The following is a 25,133-nucleotide window of genomic DNA, read 5'->3' as shown; positions in this document are numbered from 1 at the left end:
CTAATGCTGCCTCGCTGGCAAAAAACATCAGTCCGTCTTGCAATCGTGCACCCGGTTCCCCACGTCTCGTTACAGGACATACGCCCGAATGCGGCCGGCACGGTCGCTAGACATTCGGAGTGTCATGATCGCCAGCCGCTGACGTATGCCTCTTTTGGAGGAGGGTACGATGTCGGACTTTAGTTTCATCAAGACTCATCGAACATGGGAAGATTGGTGCGGGATGCTGCTCGGCGCGCTGATTGTCGCATCGCCGTGGTTCCCCATCCAGGATCACTCGTCGATCGTCGAACGCCAGACGATGATCCTGAACACGGTCGCAATCGGCCTCGTCGTATTTGGCCTGAGCCAGCTCGAATATGTCGCGTTGCAGCGCTGGCAGGAGGTGGCGACGATCCTGGTCGGGCTGTGGCTTATCGTCTCGCCCTATGTGTTCGGTTATTCCGGCGAAGGTTTTCTCCGGATCTACCATACGAGTCTGGGAGCGGTAGCGGTGATCCTCGGCGTGCTCCAGCTGTGGCAGGACTGGGATCTGAGTGACCAGGATATGCTGAAGCATGGGCAATAGGCGGTAGATTTGAGCAGGCCTGCCGCGCGCTCGGCGGCCTGCGCTCGCTATCTCTTCACCAAATCCGCATACTCCGGATGTTTCTCGATCCACGCCTTCACGAACGGGCATTGCGGGATCAGTTTCAAGCCGGCCGCGCGGACCCGGTCGAGCGCGCCTTGCACCAGCTTCGAGCCGACGCCCTTGCCACCGAGCTCTTTCGGCACGTCGGTATGCTCGAAGGTGATGACGTTGCCGTCGAGCTTGTAGTGTTCAGTCGCGAGATGGCCCTCCACCTCCAGCTCGAAGCGATGATCGGCCTTGTTATCGATGACGTCGCTCATGGTGTCTCCCGTCAGGTCTTCAACGAGTCCGCCAGCATCTTGCGGATCGACCAGGCCTCGCCGTCGGACGAGCCCTTGATGTCGTCGATCCGCCAGCTGTTGGCCTCGCGCACGAAGTCATAACGCACGATCTGGTCGGCGGGTTTGCGGTCGTTGCGGTGGCCGGTGATGGTCACCGCGATCGTCGCCTTGTCGGCCTCCATCTTCTCTGCGTCAACCTTGAAGGATTTCACGTCCGGTTCCTGCGAGTTGGTGACGGGATCGAAATCGACCGGACCAACGTCGCCCTTCGGCGTATGCGCATCCGCCTTGGCCCACAGCGCGACCAGCGCCCTCGAGAGATATTTTGTTTTGGCCGCCTTGTTCTCGATGACGAAGGCGCCGCCACTATCGCCTTTGCCCTTGGCTGCGCGCGTGTAGATGGCGGTCAGGATCGCGACGGGATCGCTGGAGGCAGGCATCACGGCGAATGCCGGGGAGGCGGTGGCAAGCAGAGAGGCGGCGACGAAGGTCCGACGGGTGAGCATGAAATGTCCCTGAGATAATGACGTGCGACCGCATGGCCGGAGCGGCCGGCGTCAGCGCGTATCTCTGTAGACCGATGGCGCGGCCGCTCGGTTCAATCGGTCGCTTTGGCGAGCCTGGAATCTTCAGATTGCGGCTGCGGGCGGAGGCAACCCTGGCAGATGACGAGGGAGCGGGTGACCTTGGCGTCCTGCTCGGCCTCGATGCCGTCCTGGGCCTGCCACCATTCCTTCGAATAGGGCTGAAGTCCGGCTTGCGACCTGTTGTGCTCGGAGCCGGCGTCGGCGCGCGTGGCACGCGGAGCCCCGGAACGTGGCTGGTTGGGATCCTCGCCGGCGCCATCCCAGGCATAGCGCGCAGGCTTGAAGGCGGGGTCGGCGGAGAGGTGCGCCTGAGGCGCCACGGCACATCCGGCGAGCGCCAGCGACAACAGGAGGAAGGCGGGCGCTTTGACCATGATGCGGCACTCTTTACGCGAGAACTGAGCGAGGTTGCGCCGATCGTGTTTAAAATTCCCTGAACGGTCGCGGCCGCGCTGGCGACAAACGCGAATGCGCTATCTGATCCTCCTGCTCACACTGCTCGCCACCGCTGCGCGCGCCGATGATGCAAAACCGTTCAATCCGGCCGATTATCCGCCCGGCGTGCAGCAGGCGCTGCGCTACGCCAATGAGGAATGCGACAGCCAGGACGGTGGACTGGTGACCTTCGCGCCGGACACCGTGCGCAAGATCGACCTGACCGGGGACGGCCGTGAGGATTACATCGTCGATTTCCGCGACACCAAATGCGGGGAGCGCGAGACCACCTATTGCGGAACCGGCGGCTGCGTCATGAACGTCCTGGTGACTCTGCCCGATGGCAGCGTGCGCCCCGTGTTCGACGGCTATGTCCGCAGCTACAAGATCTTGCCGCCGCCGATGAAGCGTGGCGCGGCGCGCACCATTCGCTTCGATCTGCACGGTAGCTATTGCGGCGGTTTCGGTGCGCAGGCCTGCTGGAAGGAGAAGGCCATCACGGCGACGCCGTTTGCGTTCAAGCAGCCGTAGGGCAGATGCGCGACCGGCGGCCTTGCTACGCCGCATTCGATGGCGATAAATGGGCTGCAAGGAGCGGGCGGCTCGTGCGCCGCCCGCCGTCGAAGAGGAAGCCCGATGCAGCCCCTGCGCATGTCCCGCCGCGTCATGAATCTCGCTCACATGCTGACCCAGAATGCGCGGCGGCATGGGTCGCGTCCTGGTTTCGTCTGGGGGGACAAATCCTGGACCTGGCGCGAGATCGATGCGCAGGTCTCGGCGCTGGCCGCCGCACTCGCCGCGCGCGGCATCGCCAAGGGCGACCGCATCCTCGTCCATTCCAAGAACGGCGACGAGATGTTCTTCTCGATGTTCGCCGCGTTCCGGCTCGGTGCGGTCTGGGTGCCCACCAATTTCCGCCTGATGCCGGATGAGGTCACCTATCTCGCGCAGGCCTCCGGCGCGAAGGCGTTCCTGTGCCACGTCGATTTTCCCGAGCACGCTGCAGCCGTGAAGGGGGGGGCGCTGGAGTTCACCTGGAGCGTCGACGGCAAGGGCTCGTTCGGCGAGCGCTCGGTGGCGGAAGCCATCGCCTCGCAGGCCGGTGCAAGCGTTGCGAACGTCGCCGTCGAGCACGACGATCCCTGCTGGTTCTTCTTCACCTCCGGCACCACTGGCCGCTCCAAGGCCGCGGTGCTGACCCACGGCCAGATGGGTTTTGTCGTCACCAACCATCTCGCCGATCTCACCCCCGGCGTCACGGAAGCGGATGCGTCGCTGGTGGTGGCGCCGCTGTCGCATGGCGCCGGCGTCCATCAGCTGGTGCAGACCGCCCGCGGCGTATGCACCGTGCTGCTGCCGACGGAGAAATTCGACATCGACGAGGCGTTCCGCCTGATCGAGGCGCATCGGGTCAGCAATCTCTTCACGGTGCCGACGATCCTGAAGATGATGGTCGAGCATCCCGCCGCCGACAAATACGATCATTCCTCGCTGCGTCACGTGATCTATGCCGGCGCGCCGATGTACCGCGAGGACCAGAAGGCCGCGCTGAAGAAGCTCGGCAAGGTCATCGTGCAGTATTTTGGCCTCGGCGAGGTCACCGGCAACATCACCGTGCTGCCGGCGGCGCTGCATGATCCCGAGGACGGGCCCTATGCGAAGATCGGCACTTGCGGCTTCGAGCGCACGGCCATGCAGGTCTCGATCCAGGACGACGAGGGCCGCGAGCTGGCAGTCAACCAGAGCGGCGAGATCTGCGTGATCGGGCCTGCAGTGCTCGCCGGCTACTACGACAACCCCGAGGCCAATGCGAAGGCGTTCCGCGACGGCTGGTTCCGCACCGGCGACCTCGGGCACATGGACGAGGAGGGGTTCGTCTACATCACGGGACGCGCCTCCGACATGTACATCTCCGGCGGCTCCAACATCTATCCGCGCGAGATCGAGGAGAAGATCTTGACGCATCCTGCGGTCGGCGAGGTCGCCGTGCTCGGCGTGCCCGACGCGACCTGGGGCGAGGTCGGCGTCGCCGTCTGCGTCGCGCGCGAAGGCGAGAAGCCGGTGAGCGAAGCCGAGATGGCGGCGTTCCTCCTGCCGAAGGTGCCGCGCTACAAGATGCCGAAGCGGTTCTTCTTCTGGGAGGCGTTGCCGAAGTCCGGCTATGGCAAGATCCCGAAGCGCATGGTGCGCGATGAGCTCGAGGCGCGCGGACTGCTCGATCTCGACAACAAGCAGGCGGGCTGAGCATACGCGATGCGAAGTATCAAGCAGCCGGGCGCGCCTGTCGCCGAACGCATCCAATGGGTCGAGGCGAGGGGGCGCGCGTTCTCGTTCAGGCTCGAAGCGGGTCTGCCGCTGCTCGAAGCCGCTCGGCGTGGTTTTGCGGCGGAGGGGTTTGCCAGTGGCGTGCTGAATTTTGGCAGCGCTGCGCTCGGACCATTCGCATATGTGATGCCGGCGCTGTCGAAGACAGGTGAGAACGCAGCGTTCTACAGTGACACTTTTCGCCCCAGCGGCGTGATGCGCACGAAACTCGGCAGCATGACGCTCGGTATGCGCGATGGCGCCCCGTTCTTTCATTGCCACGGGCTCTGGACGGAGCCGGACGGCAAGGCAAGCGGCGGCCACATGCTCCCGGACGAGACGGTTGTCGCCGAGCCGTTCGAGGTCGAAGCGTTCGGCATCGACGGCGCGATGTTCACCGCGGAGCCCGATCCCGAGACCAATTTCAAGCTGTTCGGGCCGGTGCCTGGTGTGAGCACCGGCGCGCGCACCACGAGCCGCGCCTTCTCACTTCGGCTGCGGCCCAACCAGGATTTTGCCGGCTGCCTCGAAGCGTTCTGCCGCGCGCATGGCATCGCACGCGCGAAGATTCACGGCGGCGTCGGCTCGACCATCGGCGCGCGCTTCACCCATGGCGGCGTGACCGAACCGTTCGCGACCGAGCTCGCTGTGACAGCGGGGACGATTGTACAGGGCAGTTCGGGTGCACCGGAGGCGGCGCTCGACATTGCCCTGATCGACTACACTGGCGGCATCGCTGAGGGCCGTCTGATCCGTGGGGACAATCCCGTGCTGATGACCATGGAGCTGGCGCTCGAGGTGTTGGGCTAGTATCGGCGAGCGATCATCAGTGAGCACGTAGCTTGGCGATGGCCAAGAACGTGGATTCACTTATCCCTGATATGCCCGAGCTCGATCCTTGAAAGAGGTTGAGCAAGGGAGATTGACCCTGGCCGATGCTCTCGCCGTTTCTGACGTCATACATGGCGGAGAACCGGCTCAACAGTTTTTCAACCTTCGCCGGATCGGAAAGATCCTTGATCTTCATGAATTTGTCCACGACCTTGGCTTGCTGATCGATCTGCATCGAGGCCATCGAGTCAGGCAAATCGAAGGTGGTTCTGAACACCTCTGAAAGAGCCTTGTCGGCAAGGATGTCGTATGCGGACGTGATTTCTCCCGCCTTTCGCTGGAAATAGAGCGCAAGGCGTACGCCGGGATTCGTCTCCCCCTGCTGCTGCTCCAGGCTTTGCTGGAGATAGTTCGCCTGTGTTTCCCGGAATTGATCTCTCTTCTGAGGACCCATCATCGGGAGGCGCGCGACGTTGCCCTTGCTGTCGAAGTTGAACGACGCAACGATTTCGGCAAAGCGAGGATCGCTCTGCGTGTTCGCGAAGCTCTTTGGGTTGTTCAGGTCGGAGCTGAAGATCTTCTTGAGAAATTCGGTGCTGACCTTCTTAGGGTCCAAACCCTTGGCCAAGAGAATGAAATCGACCATCGGCCTGTTTGCGAGAAGCTCGGAAACGCTGTCGATGCCTGCGATTGCCTCTTGATAAGCCGTCGCATCTTTCGTGGCTAGTGCCCGAATTGCCTTCTCCTGCTGAGGGCTTGCCTGTTTCAGCGCGGCAACGACGTATTCTCTCGCGATCTGAAGGACCTGAGCCGAGTCTTGAGCCACCAAGGGGGTCGTCAGATTGCCTTTTGCGTCGAAGTTGAAGGCGCGTGCGAGCTCTACATACCGATTGTCCTTGAGGGTATAGACGTAGCTCTTGGGGTCGTTGACGTCGCTTTCGAGGACTGCCTTGATCGTCGCCTTCGAGACCATTCCGGGATCGAGGCCGACGGCGCCCAGCGCAAAATCATACACGCCAGGTGTCGATACGAACGCCTGGACTGAATTGATCTTGCTGAGGTCCGTTCTGAATTGCTTGATCGCCAAAGCTTCGTATATCGGGCTTGCCGCCGAATAGACGGCGGCCTTGCTGTCGTCGAACCGCTTTTTCGTGATCGCGACATTTGCGGCAGTCTGGGCGGACACGCCTGACGGAAGCGACCCGTCGGGCGAGAACTCGAACGCGCCGGCCAGGTCTACAAACCCGCCAATCGTCGCTATCTGGTCACTGAGGCTGGAAATGCTTTTCGTATATGACTCCAGGTGACTTTTTTCGACCAGGATCTGGATGTTCAACTGGGTCACGTCGGCGCCCGGTTGCGATAGTTGGGCCTTGTAACCGGTTATCTTTAGATCAGCGGCGCTGGCGTCCGATTTGGCTTGAGCAAGCTGGGCGTTGAGGCCGGTCAACTGAGAAGCGAAGGTGGTGTTGACGTAGCTATTTGGATCGGACGGATCGCTGCGCAAGACCTGACTTATCGTGTCACCCGGCCACTTGCTTTGATCGATCCCGTATGCCGAGTAGACATAGTTGCGAAGACGGTCGTTGTTCAGGAGTTGGTCTGCACTGCTGATCTTGCCGATTTCAGCGCTGTAGTAATTCGAGTCTGCGGCAAGCGCATCGACCTGGCTCTTCTTGGTCGTCGTGTACAGACCGATCATCTCGTCGGTCTGGTCTCCCGAATGCGCAACTGGCGTGGCACTGCCATTGAAGGAGAATGCCGCGGCAAACTCCCGGTAGCGCTTGTCTACCAACTTGTTGACGAAGCTCTTTGGGTCGGAGAGGTCGCTCTCCAGCACCTTCTTCATGAAAGCCTTGGCGTAGGCCATGTCTTCCAGGCCATATGCCTTCATCGCATAATGATACAGGCGATAATCTTTCATAAGATCATCGACGGTCCGCACCTTGCCGATGTTGGCTTTGTAATAGGCGGATTCTCGCGCGACATCGGGTTGCTGTTCAACCCGCGTCAGGGACTGCTTGAGATGGTGCGCAATGTAGTTGTAGCTGAAATACGTTGATACCATCGCGCATTCCTCGCGGCTCTACGGTCCTGGACTTCCGTCAATCATTGCCGGGTCGCGGGGTGGGGGCTGGCCTCATGCCAGCAAGCTGTCTCGCAGCAACGTTTTCTTAAGGCGATTCTTCGCTGCAATCTTAGGTTTTAATTTGCGTCCAAGTGACGCATGCCGGGTTTTGTTGCTGTATGTTTCTCAGGTGCTGCTTTCGCGAGGATTGTGTTCCTGATATGTTCCAGTCGAAATATCGACCGGAGTGGGTTGGAAGCAGAGCATGAGCCGACGAAGCAATCGCACCATCAACCTGCCGGCGCCGTATCTGAAGCGGGTCTGGCTCGATCCGTCGCGAGTTCACGATCGCGAGGCATATCCGTTTTGCCTGCCCATCTTCCCGGATGATTTCGAGCTCAACTTCGACGCCGCCATCACGATCATCGTCGGAGAGAATGGCACCGGGAAGTCGACGATCCTCGAGGGTATCGCAGCGCTTGCCGGCTACGACGATGCGGGTGGAGGCAAGGGCTACATGCCCGTCGACCATTCCGAAGCGCGGGAGAAGATGGGCGGCCAGCTTTCCAGGGCCTTGCGCGCAAGCTGGCTGCCGAAGATCGCCAACGGCTGGTTTTTTCGCGCCGAGAGTTTTTTCTCGGTCGCGCGATATCTCGACGAGGCCGCACGTGATGCCGGCCAGGCCGGCCCCGACTTCCTGTCGCATTCCCATGGCGAAGGTTTTCTGCGCTTCTTCGAGGAGCGCTGCCAGCGCCAGGGCATCTTCATCTTCGACGAGCCGGAATCGGCGCTGTCGCCGGCGCGTCAGATCGAATTCCTGAAGCTCTTGCGACGCATGGACGAGTCCCGCATCTGCCAGGTCATCATGGCAACCCATGCGCCTCTGCTGATGGCCTATCCAAACGCGAGACTGTTGCGGTTGGGCAAATACGGCCTGGAGCCGACGACGGTGGAGCAAACCGATCATTACCGGGTGATGCGCGAGTTCTGTGACGATCCGCGCGGGTTCGTGGAGGCGACACTGGCGGAGTAGGCGAGGGCGCGCTCCCACGGCACTCGCTCTTCTCGTGTCCCGGACGCGCTGCAGCGCGTAGCGGTGCGGCGCAGAGCAGGGACTCACGCAGTCACACGCTCGCTGATGCATGGGCCCCGGCTCTGCAGCGCACCGCCGCACTGGACGATGCTGCGCATCGCCAGGGAAGCGCTGCGCTGCGTCCGGGGCACGCGAGCAGCTTCTATCTTTGCATTCGAATTCAAATCGCACGCACGGATTCGCATCCTCGCGGCAAGATCTGCCCGAGCTCTGCTGTATTCATCGCCCCCAAAAGTGCCGAGGGCGCGGGGAAGGCCGGGTGCCGGCTGGCACCCGCGGTCCACTGTGCGGAAATTGCGCTACGAAGTTTGCACAGTGGCATACAGGTGAAGCCAAACATCCGGCCTTCCCTGCGCAGTGGTTTTACGGCTTATGCCGAGCTCTCCCCGGGGAGCGATGCACTATTGCCCCCGTCGCCTTGCGGATGACTGATGTGCGGGCCCGGTCGGGCCGCCACATCACCGCAAGACTTGGCGCACAGGCTCCGGGCGCCAGGACGGCACGGTTTTACCGTACACAGGCTGCACCGGTCGTGTGCGCGCGGCGTTCGCTCACGGTTGCCCGCCCTGCAAACCACCTTCGCGCCGACGCCGCCTGCGTCCACCACGTCCCACCCCGCGTGTCGTGACGATCGCGATAACGCCCCTCGGCCCGGGGTGGGATGGCTTTCTATATGATAATCCGAAATGCGGATAAAGAGAATTATTTCTGCGTGGTGCGGTTGACCCGCCCATTGGGTGTTTTGCCCGACGGGCGGCGCAAGGGGTTGTGGGACGCGCGAGCGCGCGCCGCAACGCCGCCATGAACAGGTCTCCCCACGGCCGCAAAATGCGCTACCATGATCGCAGCGCGCCTCAAGTCGCGCACGATCCACGAGACGCATGAGGAAACGAGATGAGGGTGACGATTGGACGGCGCATGGTCATGGGCGCGGTGCTGACTGCCGCGGGCGCGGTGGCTTTGACGGCGGCGTTTGGCCCGGCTTGGGCACATGGGCCGACCCGGCAGAAGGTGCGCGAATCCATCGAGATCAACGCGCCGCCGGCCAAGGTGTGGGCCGCGATCGGCAATTTCCAGGACATGAGCTGGCTGCCGCCTGTCACCAAGACCGAGGGCGAGAAGGGCAATGAGATCGAAGCGACGCGGCGGCTGACCCTGACGGGAGGCGCCACCGTCGATGAGGAACTCTACAAGTTCGACGCTGCCGCGATGACCTATTCCTACCGGATCACCAAGGTGGACGTGAAGGTGCTGCCGGTCACCAATTATTCCTCGACGCTGACGGTGACGCCGAGCGCCGACGGCAAGGGCGCGACGCTGGAATGGGCGGGCGCGTTCTACCGCGGCTTCCCCAACAACGATCCGCCGCCGGAGCTCAGCGACGAGGCCGCGGTGAAGGCGGTGAAGGGGCTCTATCAGGCCGGCCTCGAAGCGCTGAAGAAGAAGATCGAGAGCGGAAGCTGACCGTGCGGGCGCGGATCCTGGCGGCGCTCGCCGCCAGCCTTTGCGCTGCCAGTATTGGCAGCGCGTCCGCCGAAGAGGCGTTCGTCACCAACCAGCTCAGCGACGATCTGATGGTCGTGGACCTCGCGACATCGCGCAGCGTCGCGACCATCCCGATCGGCGGCAAGCCGGCCGGCGTGGCCGTCAGCGCGGATGGGCGCTTTGCCTATGTCACGAGCCCCGACGCCAAGGCGGTGACCGTGGTCGACGCCGCAACGCGGCAGGTCTCGGGGCGGATCGAGGTCGGCGGCGGGCCGCTCGGCATTGCCGTGACGCCCGATGGCAAGACGGTCTACGTCGCGGACTGGTATGCGGCGGCAGTGCGGGTGATCGATACGGCCTCGCGCAGTATCACGGCCAGCATCGCGGTCGGCGCATCCCCGTCCGGCCTCGCGGTGACGCCTGATGGCAGGCTGCTGCTCTCGGCGGACCGCGACGACGACAGCGTCTCGGTGGTCGATACCGCGACGCGTGAGCGCAGGGCGACCATCAAGGTCGGGACCCGTCCGTTCGGCGTCACCATCGATGCCGAGGGAAAACGCGCCTACACCGCCAATGTCGGCTCCAACGACGTCTCGGTGATCGACATCGCCGCGAGCCAAGAGATCGGCCGCGTGCCGGTCGGGATGCGTCCTTATGCGGTGGCGCTGACGCAAGGGCGCGGCTTCGTCACCGACCAATATGGCGGCACCGTCAGCGTGTTCGACCTGGCGACGCTGAAGCCGGTCAAGCGGATCAATGTCGGCGACTATCCCGAAGGCATCAATGTGACCGCCGACGGCAAGCGCGTCATCGTCGCCTGCTGGGAGAGCAACACATTGAGCATCATCGATGCCACCGAGCTGAAGGTGATCGGCGAGGTCAAGACCGGCGACGGCCCGCGCGCGTTCGGGGCGTTCCTGCGTAGGACGGAGTAGGGGGCGCGGAGCATCTGTAGCCTGCATGGAGCGAAGCGGAATGCGGGGACACTTTCCCGGATTGCGCTTCGCTCCATCCGGGCTACGGCGCTAAACCACTCTTAGATCCGGCAAACGCCTTCAACTTCAGGAAAAAGTCCTTCAGGATCGGGTTGCGATCCACATAGGTCACGTAGCGGATCGGATGCCGCCGGCGATCGATGCTCCACGTGATCTGATCCGTGAGAACCGGAGCCGGCACGATCACGCTCGGCGCCCAATCGGGATTGAGAAGCCAGCCGACCGGCGCCATGTCCCAGATCTCCTTGGCCCAGCCCAGATGGTCGGACGAATAGTCCTTGAAGCGCATGGCGAGGAACGCGCCGATGCTGCCATGCGGTTCGACGTAGCGCTCGATCTCCGGCACCGTGCTGTGAAGGTGCGAGGTGACGCCCTTGCATGGCACGAGCACGAGCGGCACGCCGCTGTCGAACAGCACCTGCGCGCCGCCGACGTCCTGCCTGAGGTTGAACTCGATCGTGTGCGGCCATTCCAGCGCGTGACCGCCAAGCCAGACCACCACCACGCGGTCGATGATGTCGGGGGCCTCGAGCAGTGCCGAGGCGACATTGCTGATGGCGCCGATGGCAATGACGTAGAGCGGATTGTCAGGGGAGCCTGCGCGCGCCCGGGCCACGAGGTCGTTGACGGCGGGGGCCGCCTGCGCCGTCTTGCCGGGACCGACATAGTCGGTGACGCCGCGATGGACGAGGCCGTCCGGCGCGACGTTGAGGCGCTCCAGCAGGCGAAGGATTTCCTGGTAGCTCAGCTCCATGCCGTGGCCGGGACTGTCGGCGCGTGTGTTGAAGAACGGCGCGGCGTAGATCGCCTCGACGTCGAACCGGTCCTTCGACAGCAGCATCTGCACCAGCGCGAACTGATCGTCGATCTCGTTGTAGGTGTCGGTGTCGAGCACCACGCGCACCTTGCCGACCGGCGGCTCCAGGAGTTTGAGGCGGGCTGCGTCCGAGAGTGTCATCACCGTCTCCTTGGGCCGGGGGGGGCCGATTGCGGATCAGGCCTTGAGCGAAATCCGGCAGACCACGTCTGCGATCTCATCCATCTGCGCGAACATGTGATCGGGCGCAAGCGCCCGCAGCGCCGCCGGCGCGGCGTAGCCCCAACTCACCGCGCCGCAGGCAATCCCTACCGCGCGCGCCGCCTCGATGTCGCGGACCTCGTCGCCGATCGCGATCACGCGGCCTGGCTCCACGCCCGCGCGCCGGATCACGCGGCGGAATTTCGCGGGCTTGCCGAACAGCGACGCCGCGCAGTCGAAATGCGCGAACAGGGCGGCGGACTCGCCGAGCTTCTCGCGCGCATTGGCTTCGCTATCCGACGTCACCAGCGCGAGCTGCACGCCGTTCCCGGCCAGCGTCTGCAGCATCGTCTCGACGCCGGCGAATAGGGGAATCTCCGCCGCCGCCTCCGCCTTCAGCCGCCGCGCATGCCGCGCGATCGCCGGCAGCTTCCACAGCGGCACCTCGAGCCGGGCGAGGATCTCGCGCGACGAGGCATGTCGCAGCGCTTCGATTTCGTCATCCGCGACGCGGCGAAAATTGAAGCGATCGGCGACATCGTTGATGGTGCGCAGGAACCACGGAAAGCTGTCGGCCAGTGTGCCGTCGAGATCGAAGATGGCGAGGGAGTAGTGCATGGAGGAGGTTTTGGAGTTCGCTGACAAACGAGACGTGGCGGCTATTATTTAGAAGAATTCGAGGACACCCATGCGACACGAGCGCATTGAAATCAACCCTGCGATCATGGCCGGCAAGCCCGTCAGCCGTGGGACGCATGTGCGTCACCGCAACCTGCGCACGTGAACATTGATGTCGAGATCGATGTTGCTGACGCAGGTCTGAGTAGTCCGGTGAGAGCCGCCCTCGTGCCAGGGGCCATCGCGCGTGCGGGCGTTGGTGATATTGGCGAGCTTCAGGCATCGCCATTGCGGCAGCGGTCCGCTGCTCTCGCCGCCAAATTGCCAGGCGAGGACGGCTTCCTCACCCATCTTGTTGGTGCCGATGATGTGGGGGCAGAGCTCGCGATAACGCCCCTCGTAGATGCAGGTTACCTGCTGCTCGGCGAGGATTGCCTTGCGGAAGAGCATGTAGGTGCGGCTGGGCATCGCGGACACTTGCAGCCTTTCCCCGATGATCCCGCGGACGAGGCGGAATGAACTCTACTCCGCCGCCTCGCTCGTGCTCCTCCGCTTCGGCTTCCGTGCCTTCTTCAGCACCGGCTCCAGAAACTTCCCCGTGTAGCTCCGCGGCGCTTTCGCGATGTCCTCCGGCGGGCCCCAGGCGACGATCTCGCCGCCGCCGTCGCCGCCTTCGGGGCCGAGGTCGATGACCCAGTCGGCCGTCTTGATGACTTCGAGATTGTGCTCGATGACGACGACCGTGTTGCCCTGTGCGACGAGCTCGTGCAGCACCTCAAGCAGCTTCTTGACGTCGTGGAAGTGCAGGCCGGTGGTCGGCTCGTCCAGGATGTAGAGCGTGCGGCCGGTGGCGCGCTTCGACAGCTCCTTCGCGAGCTTGACGCGCTGGGCTTCGCCGCCCGACAGGGTCGTCGCCTGCTGGCCGACATGGATGTAATCGAGCCCGACGCGGTGCAGGGTCTGGAAGGTCTCGCGCACGCGCGGCACCGCCTTGAAGAAGTCGGCGGCTTCCTCGACGGTCATGTCGAGCACGTCGGCGATGCTCTTGCCCTTGAACAGGACCTCCAGCGTCTCGCGGTTGTAACGCTTGCCCTTGCAGACGTCGCAGGTGACGTAGACGTCGGGCAGGAAGTGCATCTCGATCTTGATGACGCCGTCGCCCTGGCAGGCCTCGCAGCGGCCGCCCTTGACGTTGAAGGAGAAGCGGCCGGGCTCGTAGCCGCGCGCCTTCGCTTCGGGCAGGCCGGCGAACCATTCGCGGATCGGCGTGAAGGCGCCGGTATAGGTCGCGGGGTTCGAGCGCGGGGTGCGGCCGATCGGCGACTGGTCGATGTCGATGATCTTGTCGATGTGCTCGAGGCCCTCGATGCGATCGTGGGGTGCGGCGCCTTCGCTAGCGTTGTTCAGCTTGCGGGCGATGGCCTTGTAGAGCGTGTCGATCAGCAGCGTCGACTTGCCGCCGCCGGAGACGCCGGTGACGGCCGTGAACAGGCCCAGCGGAATCTCGGCCGTGACGTTCTTAAGGTTGTTGCCGCGCGCGTTGACCACCTTGATGGTGCGGCGATGGTTCGGCGGGCGCCGCTCCGGCACCTCGACCTCGAGCTCGCCGGTGAGATATTTGCCGGTGAGCGATTTCGGGTTGCGCATGATCTCGGCGGGCGTGCCTTCGGCGACGATGTTGCCGCCATGCATGCCGGCGCCGGGCCCGATGTCGAGGACGTAGTCGGCAAGCAGGATCGCGTCCTCGTCATGCTCGACCACGATCACGGTGTTGCCGAGGTCGCGCAGGCGCTTCAGCGTATCGAGCAGGCGGGCGTTGTCGCGCTGGTGCAGGCCGATCGAGGGCTCGTCCAGCACGTAGAGCACGCCAGTCAGTCCCGAGCCGATCTGCGAGGCGAGGCGGATGCGCTGGCTCTCGCCGCCGGACAGCGTGCCGGAGGAGCGGGACAGAGTGAGGTAGTTGAGGCCGACGTCGAGCAGGAAGGTGAGGCGCTCGCGAATCTCCTTGAGGATGCGGCCGGCGATCTCGTTCTGCTGCGTGTTCAGCGCCTCGGGCACGGTCTCGAACCATTCGCCGGCCTTCCTGACCGACAGCTCCGAGATCTCGCCGATATGCTTGCCGCCGATCTTGACGCAGAGCGCCTCGGGCTTCAGCCGGAAACCCTTGCAGCCTTCGCAGGGGACGTCGTGGAAATATTTTGCGAGCTCCTCGCGCGCCCACTCGCTCTCGGTCTCGCGATAGCGGCGGTTGATGTTGGTGATGACGCCCTCGAACGGCTTCTTGGTGTCGTAGGAGCGGACGCCGTCCTCGTAGGAGAACTTGATCTCGTCCTCGCCCGAGCCAAGGAGGATCGCGTTCTGCGTCTTCTTCGGCAGATCCTTCCATTTGGTGGTCAGGGTGAACTTGTAGTGCTTGCCGAGCGCCGTCAGCGTCTGAATATAGTAAGGCGATGACGACTTGGCCCAGGGCGCGATCGCGCCCTTGCCGATGGCGAGCTCCTTGTCGGGGATGACGAGGTCCTCGTCGACATGCTGCTCGACGCCGAGGCCGCCGCAGGCCGGGCAGGCGCCGTAGGGATTGTTGAACGAGAATAGGCGCGGCTCGATCTCCGGAATCGTGAAGCCGGTGACGGGGCAAGCGAATTTTTCCGAGAACAGGATGCGCTCAGGCCCGCTCTTGTCGTGGATTTTTGCGGTCTTCTTCTTCTCCTCGACGGGCGCAGCCGCTGCAGGCGCATCGGCGAACTCGACGACGGCGAGGCCCTCCGCGAGCTTCAGCGCGGTCTCAAAGCTTTCGGCGAGGCGCTGGCCGATGTCGGCGCGCACCACGATGCGGTCGACCACGACGTCGATGTCGTGCGGAAATTTCTTGTCGAGCGTCGGCGCCTCCGCGAGCTCATGGAAGGTGCCGTCGATCTTGACGCGCTGAAAACCCTTCTTGAGCCATTCGGCGAGTTCCTTGCGGTACTCGCCCTTGCGGCCGCGCACGACCGGGGCGAGCAGATAGAGGCGGGTGCCTTCGGGCAGCGCCAGCACGCGGTCGACCATCTGCGAGACGGTCTGGCTCTCGATCGGCAGACCCGTGGCGGGCGAATAGGGCACGCCGACGCGCGCCCAGAGCAGGCGCATGTAGTCGTAGATCTCGGTGACGGTGCCGACGGTCGAGCGCGGGTTCTTCGAGGTCGTCTTCTGCTCGATCGAGATCGCCGGCGACAGGCCGTCGATCTGGTCGACATCAGGCTTCTGCATCATCTCCAGGAACTGGCGCGCATAGGCCGACAGCGATTCGACGTAGCGGCGCTGGCCCTCCGCATAGATGGTGTCGAAGGCGAGCGAGGATTTGCCGGAGCCTGACAGCCCGGTGAACACCACCAGCTTGTCGCGGGGGATCTCGACGTCGACATTCTTGAGGTTGTGCTCGCGCGCGCCACGGATCGTAATTGCGCGCAGGCTGGATCCCGCGTTCTGCTGTTGGCGCTTCGCCTTGATCACTTCATCCATCCGAGTTGCCCTCAAGGAATCCCAAAGGTGCGCGATCGCGCCAACAAAAAAGGCGCGCGTCGCCCGGAACCGGGATCGGCGCCGATGGGTATGGCAGCGAACGTAGGAAGAACGGGAGCAGATTTCCAGTGGCGTGTGCGAATCGTCAACGGATTGTTGGCGCGCTGGCGGCATCTGGCAGGAGCAGGCCCCCCGGAACATGCGAAGGGCCGGCGCGAGGCCAGCCCTTCGTTCGCGTTTGAATGCGGATTTGGGGCAATCCGCACATGATCAGGACTTGGAGGTTCCTGAGGGAGCTTTGTCTCAGTATTTGGCGACGACCGGGCCGCCCCAGCGGTAATTGATGCGGATCAGGCCCATGTCGATATCCTGGCCGATCCGGTCGGTGCGCGGGGCGAAGCCGCCGACGAGCGTTGCGAAGTCGGCGCTGTGATGGCCGAGGAAGACATGGTTGTACTCGCCGCCGACCGACCAGTTCTCGGCAAAGCCCCATTCCACGCCGATGCCGATGGTGTAGCCCCAGCGGGTCTGGTTGACGCTGTTGAACACCGCCGCCGGGACGCCGGGGACGAAGGTGTCGTACTTGTCGTGCGCCACCGCGGCGCCAGCCTTGCCATAGAAGAGCAGGTTGTTGACGGCGTAGCCCATCTGGCCAGTGAACAGGCCGAAGCTGTCGATCTTGGTCTGGTTGGTGAACAGCGGCAGCGCCACGCTGACATTGCTGCCCTTGAAGTCGGCCCAGTTGCCCTGGCCCTCGATGCCGAACACCCAGCGCGACTTCTGCCAGCGATAGCCGAGTTGTCCGCCGATCGTGCCACCGCCCGCATTGTGACAGCCTTCGCCAACGGCCGGATCGACAGCGACGCCGAGCGCGCGGGTCACGCCCCAGCATGCATGGGCCAGCCCGCCGCCGCCGTTGATGCCGACATAGATGCCGCTCCAGTCGTAGAGGGGAACGGCGGCCGCCGGTGCCTTGTAGATCGGTAGATCGGCGGCGGTAGCCGGCGCGACCGCGCCGACTGCGAACAGGCTGACCGCAGCCAGCATCCACGTCTTCATGTCACGTCCCCAACTCGTCAAAGCCATTCGCGGACGCCTTGCGCGCGCCTCACGACTCCAAGACGGTTGGGTGCACCCTCGCGCGAAAACAAAAAGGCCGGCACAAGGCCGGCCTTTCGTAACGCGATGGCGTCGGAGGCGAAGATCAGTATTTGGCGATGAGGGGGCCGCCGAACCTGTAACTGACGCGGGCCGTTGCAATGTCAACGTCCTGGCGGATCCGATCGGCGCGCGAGAACGTGCCGTTGTTGAACGTAAAGCGGTTGTCGCGCGATCCCATGAAGCCGTGCACATAATCGACGCCGACCACGATGTTGGGCGTTACGCCGAAATCGAGGCCAGCACCAACCGCTCCGCCCCAGCGCGTTTCATTCGCCCTGTCGAACACGAAGCCGGTGGCAGTGGTTAAGCCTTCGTATTTGTCGCTCACAACCATCGCACCACCCTTCGCGTAGAACAGCACATTGCTCCAGGCGTAGCCGACCTGGCCGGTCACGAGACCGAAGGCGTTGATCTTCGAGCGGTCTGAGCCGACGCCGCCGGCAGCCAGGCTCGGTCCATTGGAGCCGCTAAGGTGAGCCCAGTCGCCCTGGCCTTCCACGCCGAACACCCACGACGCGCTTTGCCAGCGAAAGCCGGCCTGGCCGCCGGCCACGCCGCCGGTCGCGGTGTGGCAGCCCTCCGATGCGGGGGGAGTGACCGGCGCACCGAGGATGTTGGTAACGATGTCCCAGCAATTATGGCTCCAGCCGCCACCACCGTTGGCGCCGATGTAGAAGCCGCTCCAATCGTAGACCGCGGCGATCATCGGGGCAGGAGCTTTGGTGTAGGGCCTCGCCGCCAGATCGGCCGCCGAAACGGACGTGGTCATCGCGACTATGCCGGCGGCGGCAAGCATAAACTTGTTCAAGACGGACCCCCCACGGCCGAAGTTGTTGCGATCTTCGATACAACCTTTGAGGTGTGACAGTCTGTCACCGGAGGGTCACAGCGCGCCGAAAATGGAACTTGTCCGCAAACGCTCATGCCGTACGCGCGAAAACAAAAAGGCCGGCGCAAGGCCGGCCTTTCGTAACGCGATGGCGTCGGAGGCGACGGTTAGTACTTCGCCACGACCGGGCCGCCGAAGGTGTAGTTCACGCGGACCGTGCCCATGTCGACGTCCTGCTTGATACGGTCGATGCGGTCGTTGATGCCGAGAAACGTGAACGAGTTGTTGCGCTTGCCCATGAACAGATGGTCGTATTCGATGGCAACGGACCAGTTCGGCGCGAAGCCGAATTCGAGGCCGGTGCCGACCGCGCCGCCCCAGCGCGTCTCGCTTGCGCTGTCGAGGACCACGCCGACGACCGTGCCGTTGTACTTGGCATGCGTGACCGCCGCGCCACCCTTCACGTACCAGAGCACATTGTTCCAGGCATAGCCGACCTGGCCGGTGAACAGGCCGATCGCGTCGATCTTGGTCTCGTTGACCAGCGGAGCAAGCGCCACGCTCGTATTCGAGCCCTTCAGATTGGCCCAGTCGCCCTGGGCTTCAAGGCCGAACACCCAGCTGGCCGACTGCCAGCGATAACCGACCTGGCCACCGACGACGCCGCCTGTCGCATTGTGACAGCCTTCAGCCGTGTCCGGACCCGCAACGCCGAAGATATTGTTGACATCCCAGCAGTTGCGGCTCGAAGCGCCGCCGCCGTTGATGCCGAGGTAGAACCCGCTCCAGTTGTAGATCGAGGCCACAGCAATGGGCGCCTTGGTGTAGGGGCGGGCCGCCAAATCGGCCGCCGAGGCGGGAGCCAACGCGCTGAGTGCGAACAGACTGGCCGAGGCCAGCAAAACCTTCTTCATTTCAATTCCCCAGTTTCGTTTCTCTTTGTCGACCAAAAACGGCCGACCCAATGACCCAACCGATGTCATTGCTCTACACCATTGAAGCCGAAGGTTGTGTCACCGGGATACCACAGCTTTCCCCGAAAACGTTGGGAATCGGTTGGCCTGGATCTGGACGCGCGAAAACAAAAAGGCCGGCGCAAGGCCGGCCTTTCGTAACGCGGTGCGTTGGAAGCGAAGCTCAGTACTTCGCGACCACCGGGCCCCCGAAGTGATAGTTCACGCCGACCTGCACGGTGTGGAAGTTGAGCGTGCCGGTGGGCAGGGCGCCCGAGAAGTAGGTCTCGCCGCCGAGGCTGCGATAGAGGTACTCGCCCTTGACCGACCACTGCGGAGCGAAGAACGCCTCGACGCCCGCGCCGACGGTCCAGCCGGAGTGCCACTTGCTGTCCGATGCGGTCAGGCCGAGAGCGGAGAGGGTGATCTTGTTGTCGATCCAGGCGTAGCCGCCGGTGCCGTAGAACAGGACCTGATTGACGGCGTAGCCGATACGGCCGCGCACGGTGCCCATGGCATCGGTCTTCGAGCTCGCCGTTGCGGTCACAACGCCGAATCCGGGAACAACAGTGGCGCCGGTCGCCGAAGCGCTGACGTCAGCCCAGGAACCATCAGCCTCGACGCCGAACACGACGTTGCCGGTCTGCCAGTTGTAGCCGGCGGTGCCGCCGACGAAGCCACCCTTCATCTTCGGGTCGCCGGAACCGTTTTCCCAGGCGCCGCCGCCGACGATACCGAGGTAGAAGCCGGTCCAGTTGTAGACCGAGGCCACCGCCACCGGAGCCTTGGTGTAGGGGCGCGCCGCGAGATCAGCGGCCGAAGCCGGAGCAGCGAGAGCGAACAAACAGGCCGAAGCCAACAAAACCTTCTTCATTTTCAAACTAATCCCAGTCCCGGTTTCTGTTTTTGCCTTCCGTGCGTTCGGAAGGACATCGGACGCCGTGGTCCAACTGATGTCGTGCTTACACGAGCAAAGCCGCAAGTTGCGTCTCCCAAAAGCCACAATAATCGCAAAACGTAACGGTGACTGACCTATAATTCCCGTTGCCCACGCAAAAAGGCCGGCGCGAGGCCGGCTTTTGATCTCCAAGCGATTTCAGAGGGATGTCAGTATCTTGCGATCATCGGACCGCCCCAGCGATAGTTCACGCGGACGAGGCCGATATCGACGTCCTGGCTGATGCGATCGGAGCGTGTGGCAACGCCGAGCGGGGCGAAATTGCCGGATCCGGTGAAGCCGATGGTGCGGTTGCCGAGGAAGATGTGGTCGTACTCGAAGCCCACGGTCCAGTTCGGGGCGAATCCGAACTCGACGCCCGCACCCACGGTGCCGCCCCAACGGGTCTCGTTGGCCCGGTCGAACTCGAGGCCGCTGGCGACGTCGAAGCTGCGGTAGCGATCGCTGACGACGGCGCCGCCGCCCTTCACGTAGACCAGGACGTTGTTCCAGGCGTAACCGACCTGACCGGTAATCAGGCCGAAGGCGTTGATCTTCGAACGATCGCGCAGGCCGCTGATCGCACTGATGTTGTCACCCGAGAAATCGGCCCAGTTGCCCTGGCCTTCGAAGCCGAACACCCAGTTGGCTGACTGCCAGCGGTAGCCGACCTGGCCGCCGACCGTGCCGCCGGTCGCGTTGTGGCAGCCTTCGCCTACGAGAACGCCACCGCCGATATCGACGTCCCAGCACTTGTGGCTGGTGCCGCCGCCGCCGTTGATACCGATGTAGAAGCCGCTCCAGTCGTAGATGGTCGCGATCATCGGTGCCGGAGCCTTGGTGTAGGGACGCGCAGCGAGATCTGCCGCGCTTGCGGGAGCCGACAGCCCCAACGCGATTGCACCAATAGTACCAATCAAAATCTTATTCATTGCAGTCCCCCCAGTTTCTGACCGCTTTTCGAAGTCCCCGAAGCGGCTGATCAGGCGCGACGCCTATAAGAATCTAATTCCGCGGCAAGCGTAGCTTAGGCGGGCGGCGGAGTCCGTCTCCGGAATGCAACAGTCGGGCGGCATCTGAACTGCCTCTAACTTGATGAATGTTAAGCTGTTTTCGCCGTTCTCAGGAATTCGGGGAAATTCCATTTGGCGCAGGCCGTCTTTGTGCAGCGCGGTGTCGTCTTGCCAGCGCAACAAGGTGAGGGGAGTCATAAGAACAAATCTGGAACGAACCGGCCAGGGGTGCTATATGTGGGGATAAGTGGAGGGGTGACGGGCCGATCCGTCCGCGCAAGCGTATAGGGTCGCGTCAACAGGTTGCAGAGGACGCGGGCGCGTCCCGGGCCTTCTAAAATTCAGTGGCATTCGGAGTGGAGAGCGGCGATGGCGGGAAGCGTCAACAAGGTCATTCTGGTTGGAAATCTCGGCAAGGATCCCGAAATCCGCCGCACCCAGGACGGGCGGCCGATCGCGAATTTGAGCATCGCCACCTCGGAGACCTGGCGCGACAAGAATAGCGGCGAGCGCAAGGAAAAGACCGAGTGGCATCGCGTCGTGATCTTCAATGAAGGGCTCTGCAAGGTCGCCGAGCAGTACCTGAAGAAGGGCGCGAAGGTTTACATCGAGGGCGCGCTCCAGACCCGCAAATGGACCGACCAGAGCGGCGCCGAGAAGTACTCCACCGAGGTCGTGCTCCAGGGCTTCAACTCGACCCTGACGATGCTCGACGGCCGCGGCGGCGGTGGAGGCGGCAGCTTCGGCGACGAGCCGGGCGGCGATTTCGGCTCCTCCGGTCCCGTCAGCAGCGCGCCGCGCCGTGCCGTTGCCGCCGGCGGCGGCGGTGGCCGCAACAGCGACATGGACGACGACATCCCGTTCTGAGACGGGCGGGGCGCTTCGCCCCTGATGTCACCTTGCTCGCGTAGAGAGACAGGATTCCTTACCAATTGGCGGGCAAAGCTCGGTTTTTCCGGGCTTGCCTCATGTGCTGCCTCAGGCCTTTGACGAGGCGTGATGTGAATGATATTAACTTGATGTTAATTCTATTCACGTTGGTCGGCCGTCGATCGGAGAAAGCCCTGCATGAGCGTTGCGCCGCTGCTTGAGGCTGCTCCAGCGATCCCGCTGCATGCCTTTGCCGCCATGGCCGCCTTCGTGCTCGGCCTTGTCCAGTTTGCTGCCCCCAAGGGAACGCTGCCGCACCGGACGATCGGCTGGATCTGGGTGGCGCTGATGGCGGTGGTGGCGGCCTCGTCGTTCTGGATCCACCAGATCCGTCTGATCGGGCCGTTCAGCCCGATCCATCTCCTGTCGATCTTCACGCTGGTGATGCTACCGCTCGCGGTGTGGCGGGCGCATACCCATCGGGTCGCCGATCACCGGCGTATCATGATCATGACGTTCATCGGCGCGCTCGTGATTGCCGGGCTGTTCACGCTTGTGCCTGGACGGATCATGCACCGGGTGATTTTCGGAGCCTAGGACGTGGTTCCCGGCGGCTCATTCCGGCTTCGCTCGAGGCAGTGGTGCTGAGCTCGTAAGTCTCTGGAAAAACAGTCGGAAAAACCGCTTCCCCAGACCTCGCAAGGGTGGTTATCAGGGGGGCGATGCGCTATATGATTCCCAGATAAAATCTCACCGGATTTCCCCTTGGCTGACGACGACAACAAGCCCGGCGACCAGCCGGCGCAACCCTCGGACATTCGTCCCGTTTCCATCTACGAGGAGATGAAGAAGTCCTACCTCGATTACGCGATGAGCGTGATCGTGGCGCGTGCGCTGCCCGATGCGCGCGACGGGTTGAAGCCGGTTCATCGTCGCATCCTCTACTCGATGAACGAGCAGGGGCACACGCCCGACAAGAAGTACGTCAAGTCGGCGCGCGTGGTCGGTGACGTCATCGGTAAATATCATCCGCATGGCGACCAGTCGATCTACGACGCCATGGTCCGGATGGCGCAGGACTTCTCGATGCGCGTGCCGCTCATCGACGGCCAGGGCAATTTCGGCTCGGTCGACGGCGATCCCCCGGCCGCCTATCGGTACACCGAAGCGCGACTGACGAAGGTGGCGTTGGCTCTGCTGGCCGACATCGACAAGGACACCGTCGACTTCCAGCCGAACTACGACAACAACGAAACCGAGCCGTCGGTCCTGCCGGCCAAGTTCCCGAACCTCCTGGTCAACGGGGCGGGCGGCATCGCGGTCGGCATGGCCACCAACATCCCGCCGCACAATCTCGGTGAGGTCATCGACGCCTGCGTCGCGTTGATCGATAATCCTGCGCTCACCATCGAGGAACTCATCAACATCGTTCCGGGACCGGATTTCCCGACCGGCGGCGTCATTCTCGGACGCGCGGGCATCCGCGCCGCCTACCACCTCGGCCGCGGCTCCATCGTCATGCGCGGCAAGGTCGCGATCGAGACCATCCGCAAGGAGCGCGAGGCGATCATCATCACCGAGATTCCCTACCAGGTGAACAAGGCGACGATGGTCGAGCGCATCGCCGAGCTGGTCAAGGAAAAGAAGATCGAGGGCATCGGCGACCTGCGCGATGAATCCGACCGCGACGGCTACCGTGTCGTCATCGAATTGAAGCGCGACGCCGTGCCGGATGTGGTGCTGAACCAGCTGTACAGGTTCACGCCGCTGCAGACGAGCTTCGGCGTCAACATGGTGGCGCTCGACAGCGGACGTCCGCGGATCATGCATCTGAAGGACCTGCTGGCGATCTTCGTCGATTTCCGCGAGCGGGTCGTCACGCGGCGCACCAAGTTCCTGCTCGCCAAGGCGCGCGATCGCGCCCACATCCTGGTCGGTCTGGCGATCGCGGTCGCCAATATCGACGAGATGATCCGCGTCATCCGGACCTCGCCCGACCCGACCACTGCCCGCGACACCCTGATGGCGCGCGACTGGCCGGCACGGGACGTCGAGGACATGCTGACGCTGATCGACGATCCGCGTCACCGCATCAGCGAGGACGGCACGATCCGGCTGTCGATGGAGCAGGCGAGGGCCATTCTCGACCTGCGCCTTCAGCGCCTCACCGCGCTCGGCCGCGACGAAATCCGCGACGAGCTCGACAAGCTCGCCGGCGAGATCGCCGACTATCTCGACATCCTGCGCTCGCGCGCCCGCGTGCTGGGCATCATCAAGACCGAGCTCGCCGAGGTGAAGGCCGAGTTCGCGACCCCGCGCCGCACCGTGATCATCGAGCAGGAGGGCGAGGTCGAGGACGAGGACCTGATCCAGCGCGAGGATATGGTCGTCACCGTCTCCCACGCCGGCTACGTCAAGCGCGTGCCGCTGTCGGCCTACCGGGCGCAGCGCCGCGGCGGCAAGGGTCGCGCCGGCATGCAGACCCGCGACGAGGATTTCGTCAGCCGCCTGTTCGTGGCGTCGACGCACACACCGGTGCTGTTCTTCTCGTCGCGCGGCCAGGTCTACAAGGAGAAGGTGTGGCGCCTGCCGATGGCCGCGCCGAACGCGCGCGGCAAGGCGCTGATCAACATCCTGCCGCTGGAGCAGGGCGAGCGCATCACCACCATCATGCCGCTGCCGGAGGATGAATCGACCTGGGGCAACCTCGACGTGATGTTCGCCACCACCGGCGGCAACGTCCGGCGCAACAAGCTGTCCGACTTCGTCGACGTCCGCCGCTCCGGCATCATCGCCATGAAGCTGGACGAGAATGAAGCGATCGTGGACGTGCAGATCTGCACCGAGCGCGACGACGTGCTTTTGACCGGCGCCGGCGGCCAGTGCATCCGCTTCCCCGTGCCCGACGTGCGCGTGTTTACCGGCCGCACTTCCATGGGCGTGCGCGGCATTGCGCTTGCCGAGGGCGACAAGGTGATCTCGCTGGCCATCTTGCGCCACATGGAGACCACCTCGGACGAACGTTCGGCCTATTTGAAGATGCGCCGTGCGGTGGCCGGCGAAGCCGTGGTCGACGAGGCTCCGGCGGATGCCGAGGCCGAAGAGACGACCTCCGGCAGCTTCCAGCTCCCGCAGGAGCGCTATGTCGAGATGTCGGCGGCCGAGCAGGTCGTGCTCACCGTCTCCGTCAACGGCTACGGCAAGCGGACCTCGTCCTACGAGTACCGCACCACTGGCCGCGGCGGCAAAGGCATCGTCGCCATGAGCGTCAACAACCGCAACGGCAACCTGGTGGCCTCGTTCCCGGTGGAAGACGCCGACCAGATCATGCTGGTCACGGACAAGGGCCAGCTGATCCGCTGCCCGGTCGAAGGCATCCGCGTCGCCGGCCGCTCGACCCAGGGCGTGATCGTGTTCGACACCGCCGAGGACGAGCACGTCGTCTCGGTCGAGCACATCACGGAAGAGGCCGATAGCGGGAACGGCGAGAATGGGAACGGTTCGTAGATCGAGCCGATCCCGT

23 protein-coding genes are annotated in these 25,133 nt (G+C 63.6%); 10 read left to right on the top strand and 13 right to left on the bottom strand.

Annotated features, from left to right (window positions below):
• Window positions 1-169: 169 nt before the first annotated feature.
• Window positions 170-568 (top strand): SPW repeat protein, encoded by a 399-nt coding sequence (locus CT676_RS02390; RefSeq protein ID WP_135213724.1) that lies wholly within the window; start codon window positions 170-172, stop codon window positions 566-568.
• A gap of 47 nt (window positions 569-615) precedes the next feature.
• On the opposite strand, the gene CT676_RS02385 is transcribed toward CT676_RS02390, so the two are convergent.
• From CT676_RS02385 to CT676_RS02375, 3 genes are all read right to left on the bottom strand, one after another.
• Entirely contained in the window at window positions 616-891 is a 276-nt protein-coding gene (locus tag CT676_RS02385) for a GNAT family N-acetyltransferase (RefSeq protein WP_135213723.1), read from the bottom strand.
• Window positions 892-902: 11 nt separating this feature from the next.
• Window positions 903-1,418: a DUF3828 domain-containing protein gene (locus tag CT676_RS02380; protein WP_135213722.1), complete on the bottom strand. Its 516-nt coding sequence runs from the start codon at window positions 1,416-1,418 to the stop codon at window positions 903-905.
• Between the two features lie 92 nt (window positions 1,419-1,510).
• Window positions 1,511-1,873, bottom strand: a complete 363-nt coding sequence (locus tag CT676_RS02375; protein ID WP_135213721.1) for a hypothetical protein — start codon at window positions 1,871-1,873, stop codon at window positions 1,511-1,513.
• Window positions 1,874-1,967: 94 nt separating this feature from the next.
• Here CT676_RS02375 and CT676_RS02370 point away from each other — a divergent pair, with 94 nt between their 5' ends.
• From CT676_RS02370 to CT676_RS02360, 3 genes are all read left to right on the top strand, one after another.
• Window positions 1,968-2,465, top strand: coding sequence for a hypothetical protein (locus CT676_RS02370; RefSeq protein ID WP_135213720.1), 498 nt, complete (start codon window positions 1,968-1,970; stop codon window positions 2,463-2,465).
• A 105-nt stretch (window positions 2,466-2,570) separates the two neighbouring features.
• Window positions 2,571-4,178 carry an acyl-CoA synthetase gene (locus CT676_RS02365; RefSeq protein WP_167767906.1) on the top strand — a complete coding sequence of 536 codons (1,608 nt, stop codon included), beginning with the start codon at window positions 2,571-2,573 and terminating at the stop codon, window positions 4,176-4,178.
• Window positions 4,179-4,187: 9 nt separating this feature from the next.
• Window positions 4,188-5,048: a DUF296 domain-containing protein gene (locus CT676_RS02360; RefSeq protein ID WP_135213718.1), complete on the top strand. Its 861-nt coding sequence runs from the start codon at window positions 4,188-4,190 to the stop codon at window positions 5,046-5,048.
• Window positions 5,049-5,064: 16 nt separating this feature from the next.
• On the opposite strand, the gene CT676_RS02355 is transcribed toward CT676_RS02360, so the two are convergent.
• Window positions 5,065-7,137, bottom strand: coding sequence for a DUF1217 domain-containing protein (locus tag CT676_RS02355; protein ID WP_135213717.1), 2,073 nt, complete (start codon window positions 7,135-7,137; stop codon window positions 5,065-5,067).
• Window positions 7,138-7,402: 265 nt separating this feature from the next.
• Here CT676_RS02355 and CT676_RS02350 point away from each other — a divergent pair, with 265 nt between their 5' ends.
• The 3 genes from CT676_RS02350 to CT676_RS02330 all read left to right on the top strand — a co-directional run bounded on the left by CT676_RS02350 (window position 7,403) and on the right by CT676_RS02330 (window position 10,650).
• The gene (locus CT676_RS02350) at window positions 7,403-8,170 is read left to right on the top strand and encodes an AAA family ATPase (protein ID WP_135213716.1); all 768 of its coding nucleotides are present in this window, start codon (window positions 7,403-7,405) and stop codon (window positions 8,168-8,170) included.
• A gap of 954 nt (window positions 8,171-9,124) precedes the next feature.
• On the top strand, window positions 9,125-9,694 hold the full coding sequence (locus CT676_RS02335; protein WP_063983150.1) for an SRPBCC family protein: 570 nt from the start codon (window positions 9,125-9,127) through the stop codon (window positions 9,692-9,694).
• A gap of 2 nt (window positions 9,695-9,696) precedes the next feature.
• Window positions 9,697-10,650, top strand: a complete 954-nt coding sequence (locus CT676_RS02330; RefSeq protein WP_135213715.1) for a cytochrome D1 domain-containing protein — start codon at window positions 9,697-9,699, stop codon at window positions 10,648-10,650.
• A gap of 82 nt (window positions 10,651-10,732) precedes the next feature.
• Here CT676_RS02330 and CT676_RS02325 read toward each other — a convergent pair whose 3' ends face one another.
• From CT676_RS02325 to CT676_RS02285, 9 genes are all read right to left on the bottom strand, one after another.
• Window positions 10,733-11,668, bottom strand: a complete 936-nt coding sequence (locus CT676_RS02325) for a nucleoside hydrolase (protein WP_135213714.1) — start codon at window positions 11,666-11,668, stop codon at window positions 10,733-10,735.
• Window positions 11,669-11,704: 36 nt separating this feature from the next.
• A complete protein-coding gene (locus tag CT676_RS02320) occupies window positions 11,705-12,346 on the bottom strand; it encodes an HAD-IA family hydrolase (RefSeq protein ID WP_135213713.1) in 642 nt (213 codons plus the stop codon).
• A gap of 144 nt (window positions 12,347-12,490) precedes the next feature.
• The gene (locus CT676_RS02315; protein WP_135213712.1) at window positions 12,491-12,823 is read right to left on the bottom strand and encodes a hypothetical protein; all 333 of its coding nucleotides are present in this window, start codon (window positions 12,821-12,823) and stop codon (window positions 12,491-12,493) included.
• A 45-nt stretch (window positions 12,824-12,868) separates the two neighbouring features.
• A complete protein-coding gene (gene uvrA, locus CT676_RS02310) occupies window positions 12,869-15,847 on the bottom strand; it encodes an excinuclease ABC subunit UvrA (protein WP_135213711.1) in 2,979 nt (992 codons plus the stop codon).
• A 303-nt stretch (window positions 15,848-16,150) separates the two neighbouring features.
• Entirely contained in the window at window positions 16,151-16,906 is a 756-nt protein-coding gene (locus tag CT676_RS02305) for an outer membrane beta-barrel protein (RefSeq protein WP_085404686.1), read from the bottom strand.
• A 145-nt stretch (window positions 16,907-17,051) separates the two neighbouring features.
• On the bottom strand, window positions 17,052-17,816 hold the full coding sequence (locus tag CT676_RS02300) for an outer membrane beta-barrel protein (RefSeq protein WP_085404687.1): 765 nt from the start codon (window positions 17,814-17,816) through the stop codon (window positions 17,052-17,054).
• 188 nt (window positions 17,817-18,004) lie between these two features.
• Entirely contained in the window at window positions 18,005-18,751 is a 747-nt protein-coding gene (locus tag CT676_RS02295; RefSeq protein ID WP_085404688.1) for an outer membrane beta-barrel protein, read from the bottom strand.
• Between the two features lie 223 nt (window positions 18,752-18,974).
• Window positions 18,975-19,664 (bottom strand): outer membrane protein, encoded by a 690-nt coding sequence (locus tag CT676_RS02290; protein ID WP_085404689.1) that lies wholly within the window; start codon window positions 19,662-19,664, stop codon window positions 18,975-18,977.
• A 233-nt stretch (window positions 19,665-19,897) separates the two neighbouring features.
• Window positions 19,898-20,659 carry an outer membrane beta-barrel protein gene (locus CT676_RS02285; RefSeq protein ID WP_085404690.1) on the bottom strand — a complete coding sequence of 254 codons (762 nt, stop codon included), beginning with the start codon at window positions 20,657-20,659 and terminating at the stop codon, window positions 19,898-19,900.
• A 450-nt stretch (window positions 20,660-21,109) separates the two neighbouring features.
• On the opposite strand from CT676_RS02285, the gene CT676_RS02280 reads away from it, so the two are divergent.
• From CT676_RS02280 to gyrA, 3 genes are all read left to right on the top strand, one after another.
• On the top strand, window positions 21,110-21,607 hold the full coding sequence (locus CT676_RS02280) for a single-stranded DNA-binding protein (RefSeq protein ID WP_028153432.1): 498 nt from the start codon (window positions 21,110-21,112) through the stop codon (window positions 21,605-21,607).
• A 201-nt stretch (window positions 21,608-21,808) separates the two neighbouring features.
• A complete protein-coding gene (locus CT676_RS02275) occupies window positions 21,809-22,207 on the top strand; it encodes a DUF2306 domain-containing protein (protein WP_085404692.1) in 399 nt (132 codons plus the stop codon).
• A 168-nt stretch (window positions 22,208-22,375) separates the two neighbouring features.
• The gene (gene gyrA, locus CT676_RS02270; RefSeq protein ID WP_135213710.1) at window positions 22,376-25,117 is read left to right on the top strand and encodes a DNA gyrase subunit A; all 2,742 of its coding nucleotides are present in this window, start codon (window positions 22,376-22,378) and stop codon (window positions 25,115-25,117) included.
• Window positions 25,118-25,133 lie beyond the last annotated feature (16 nt).

It is taken from the genome of Bradyrhizobium sp. MOS001, from assembly GCF_004634465.1.
GTDB classification, from domain to species: Bacteria; Pseudomonadota; Alphaproteobacteria; order Rhizobiales; family Xanthobacteraceae; genus Bradyrhizobium; species Bradyrhizobium barranii.
This window is presented reverse-complemented; position numbering and strand designations above follow the sequence as displayed.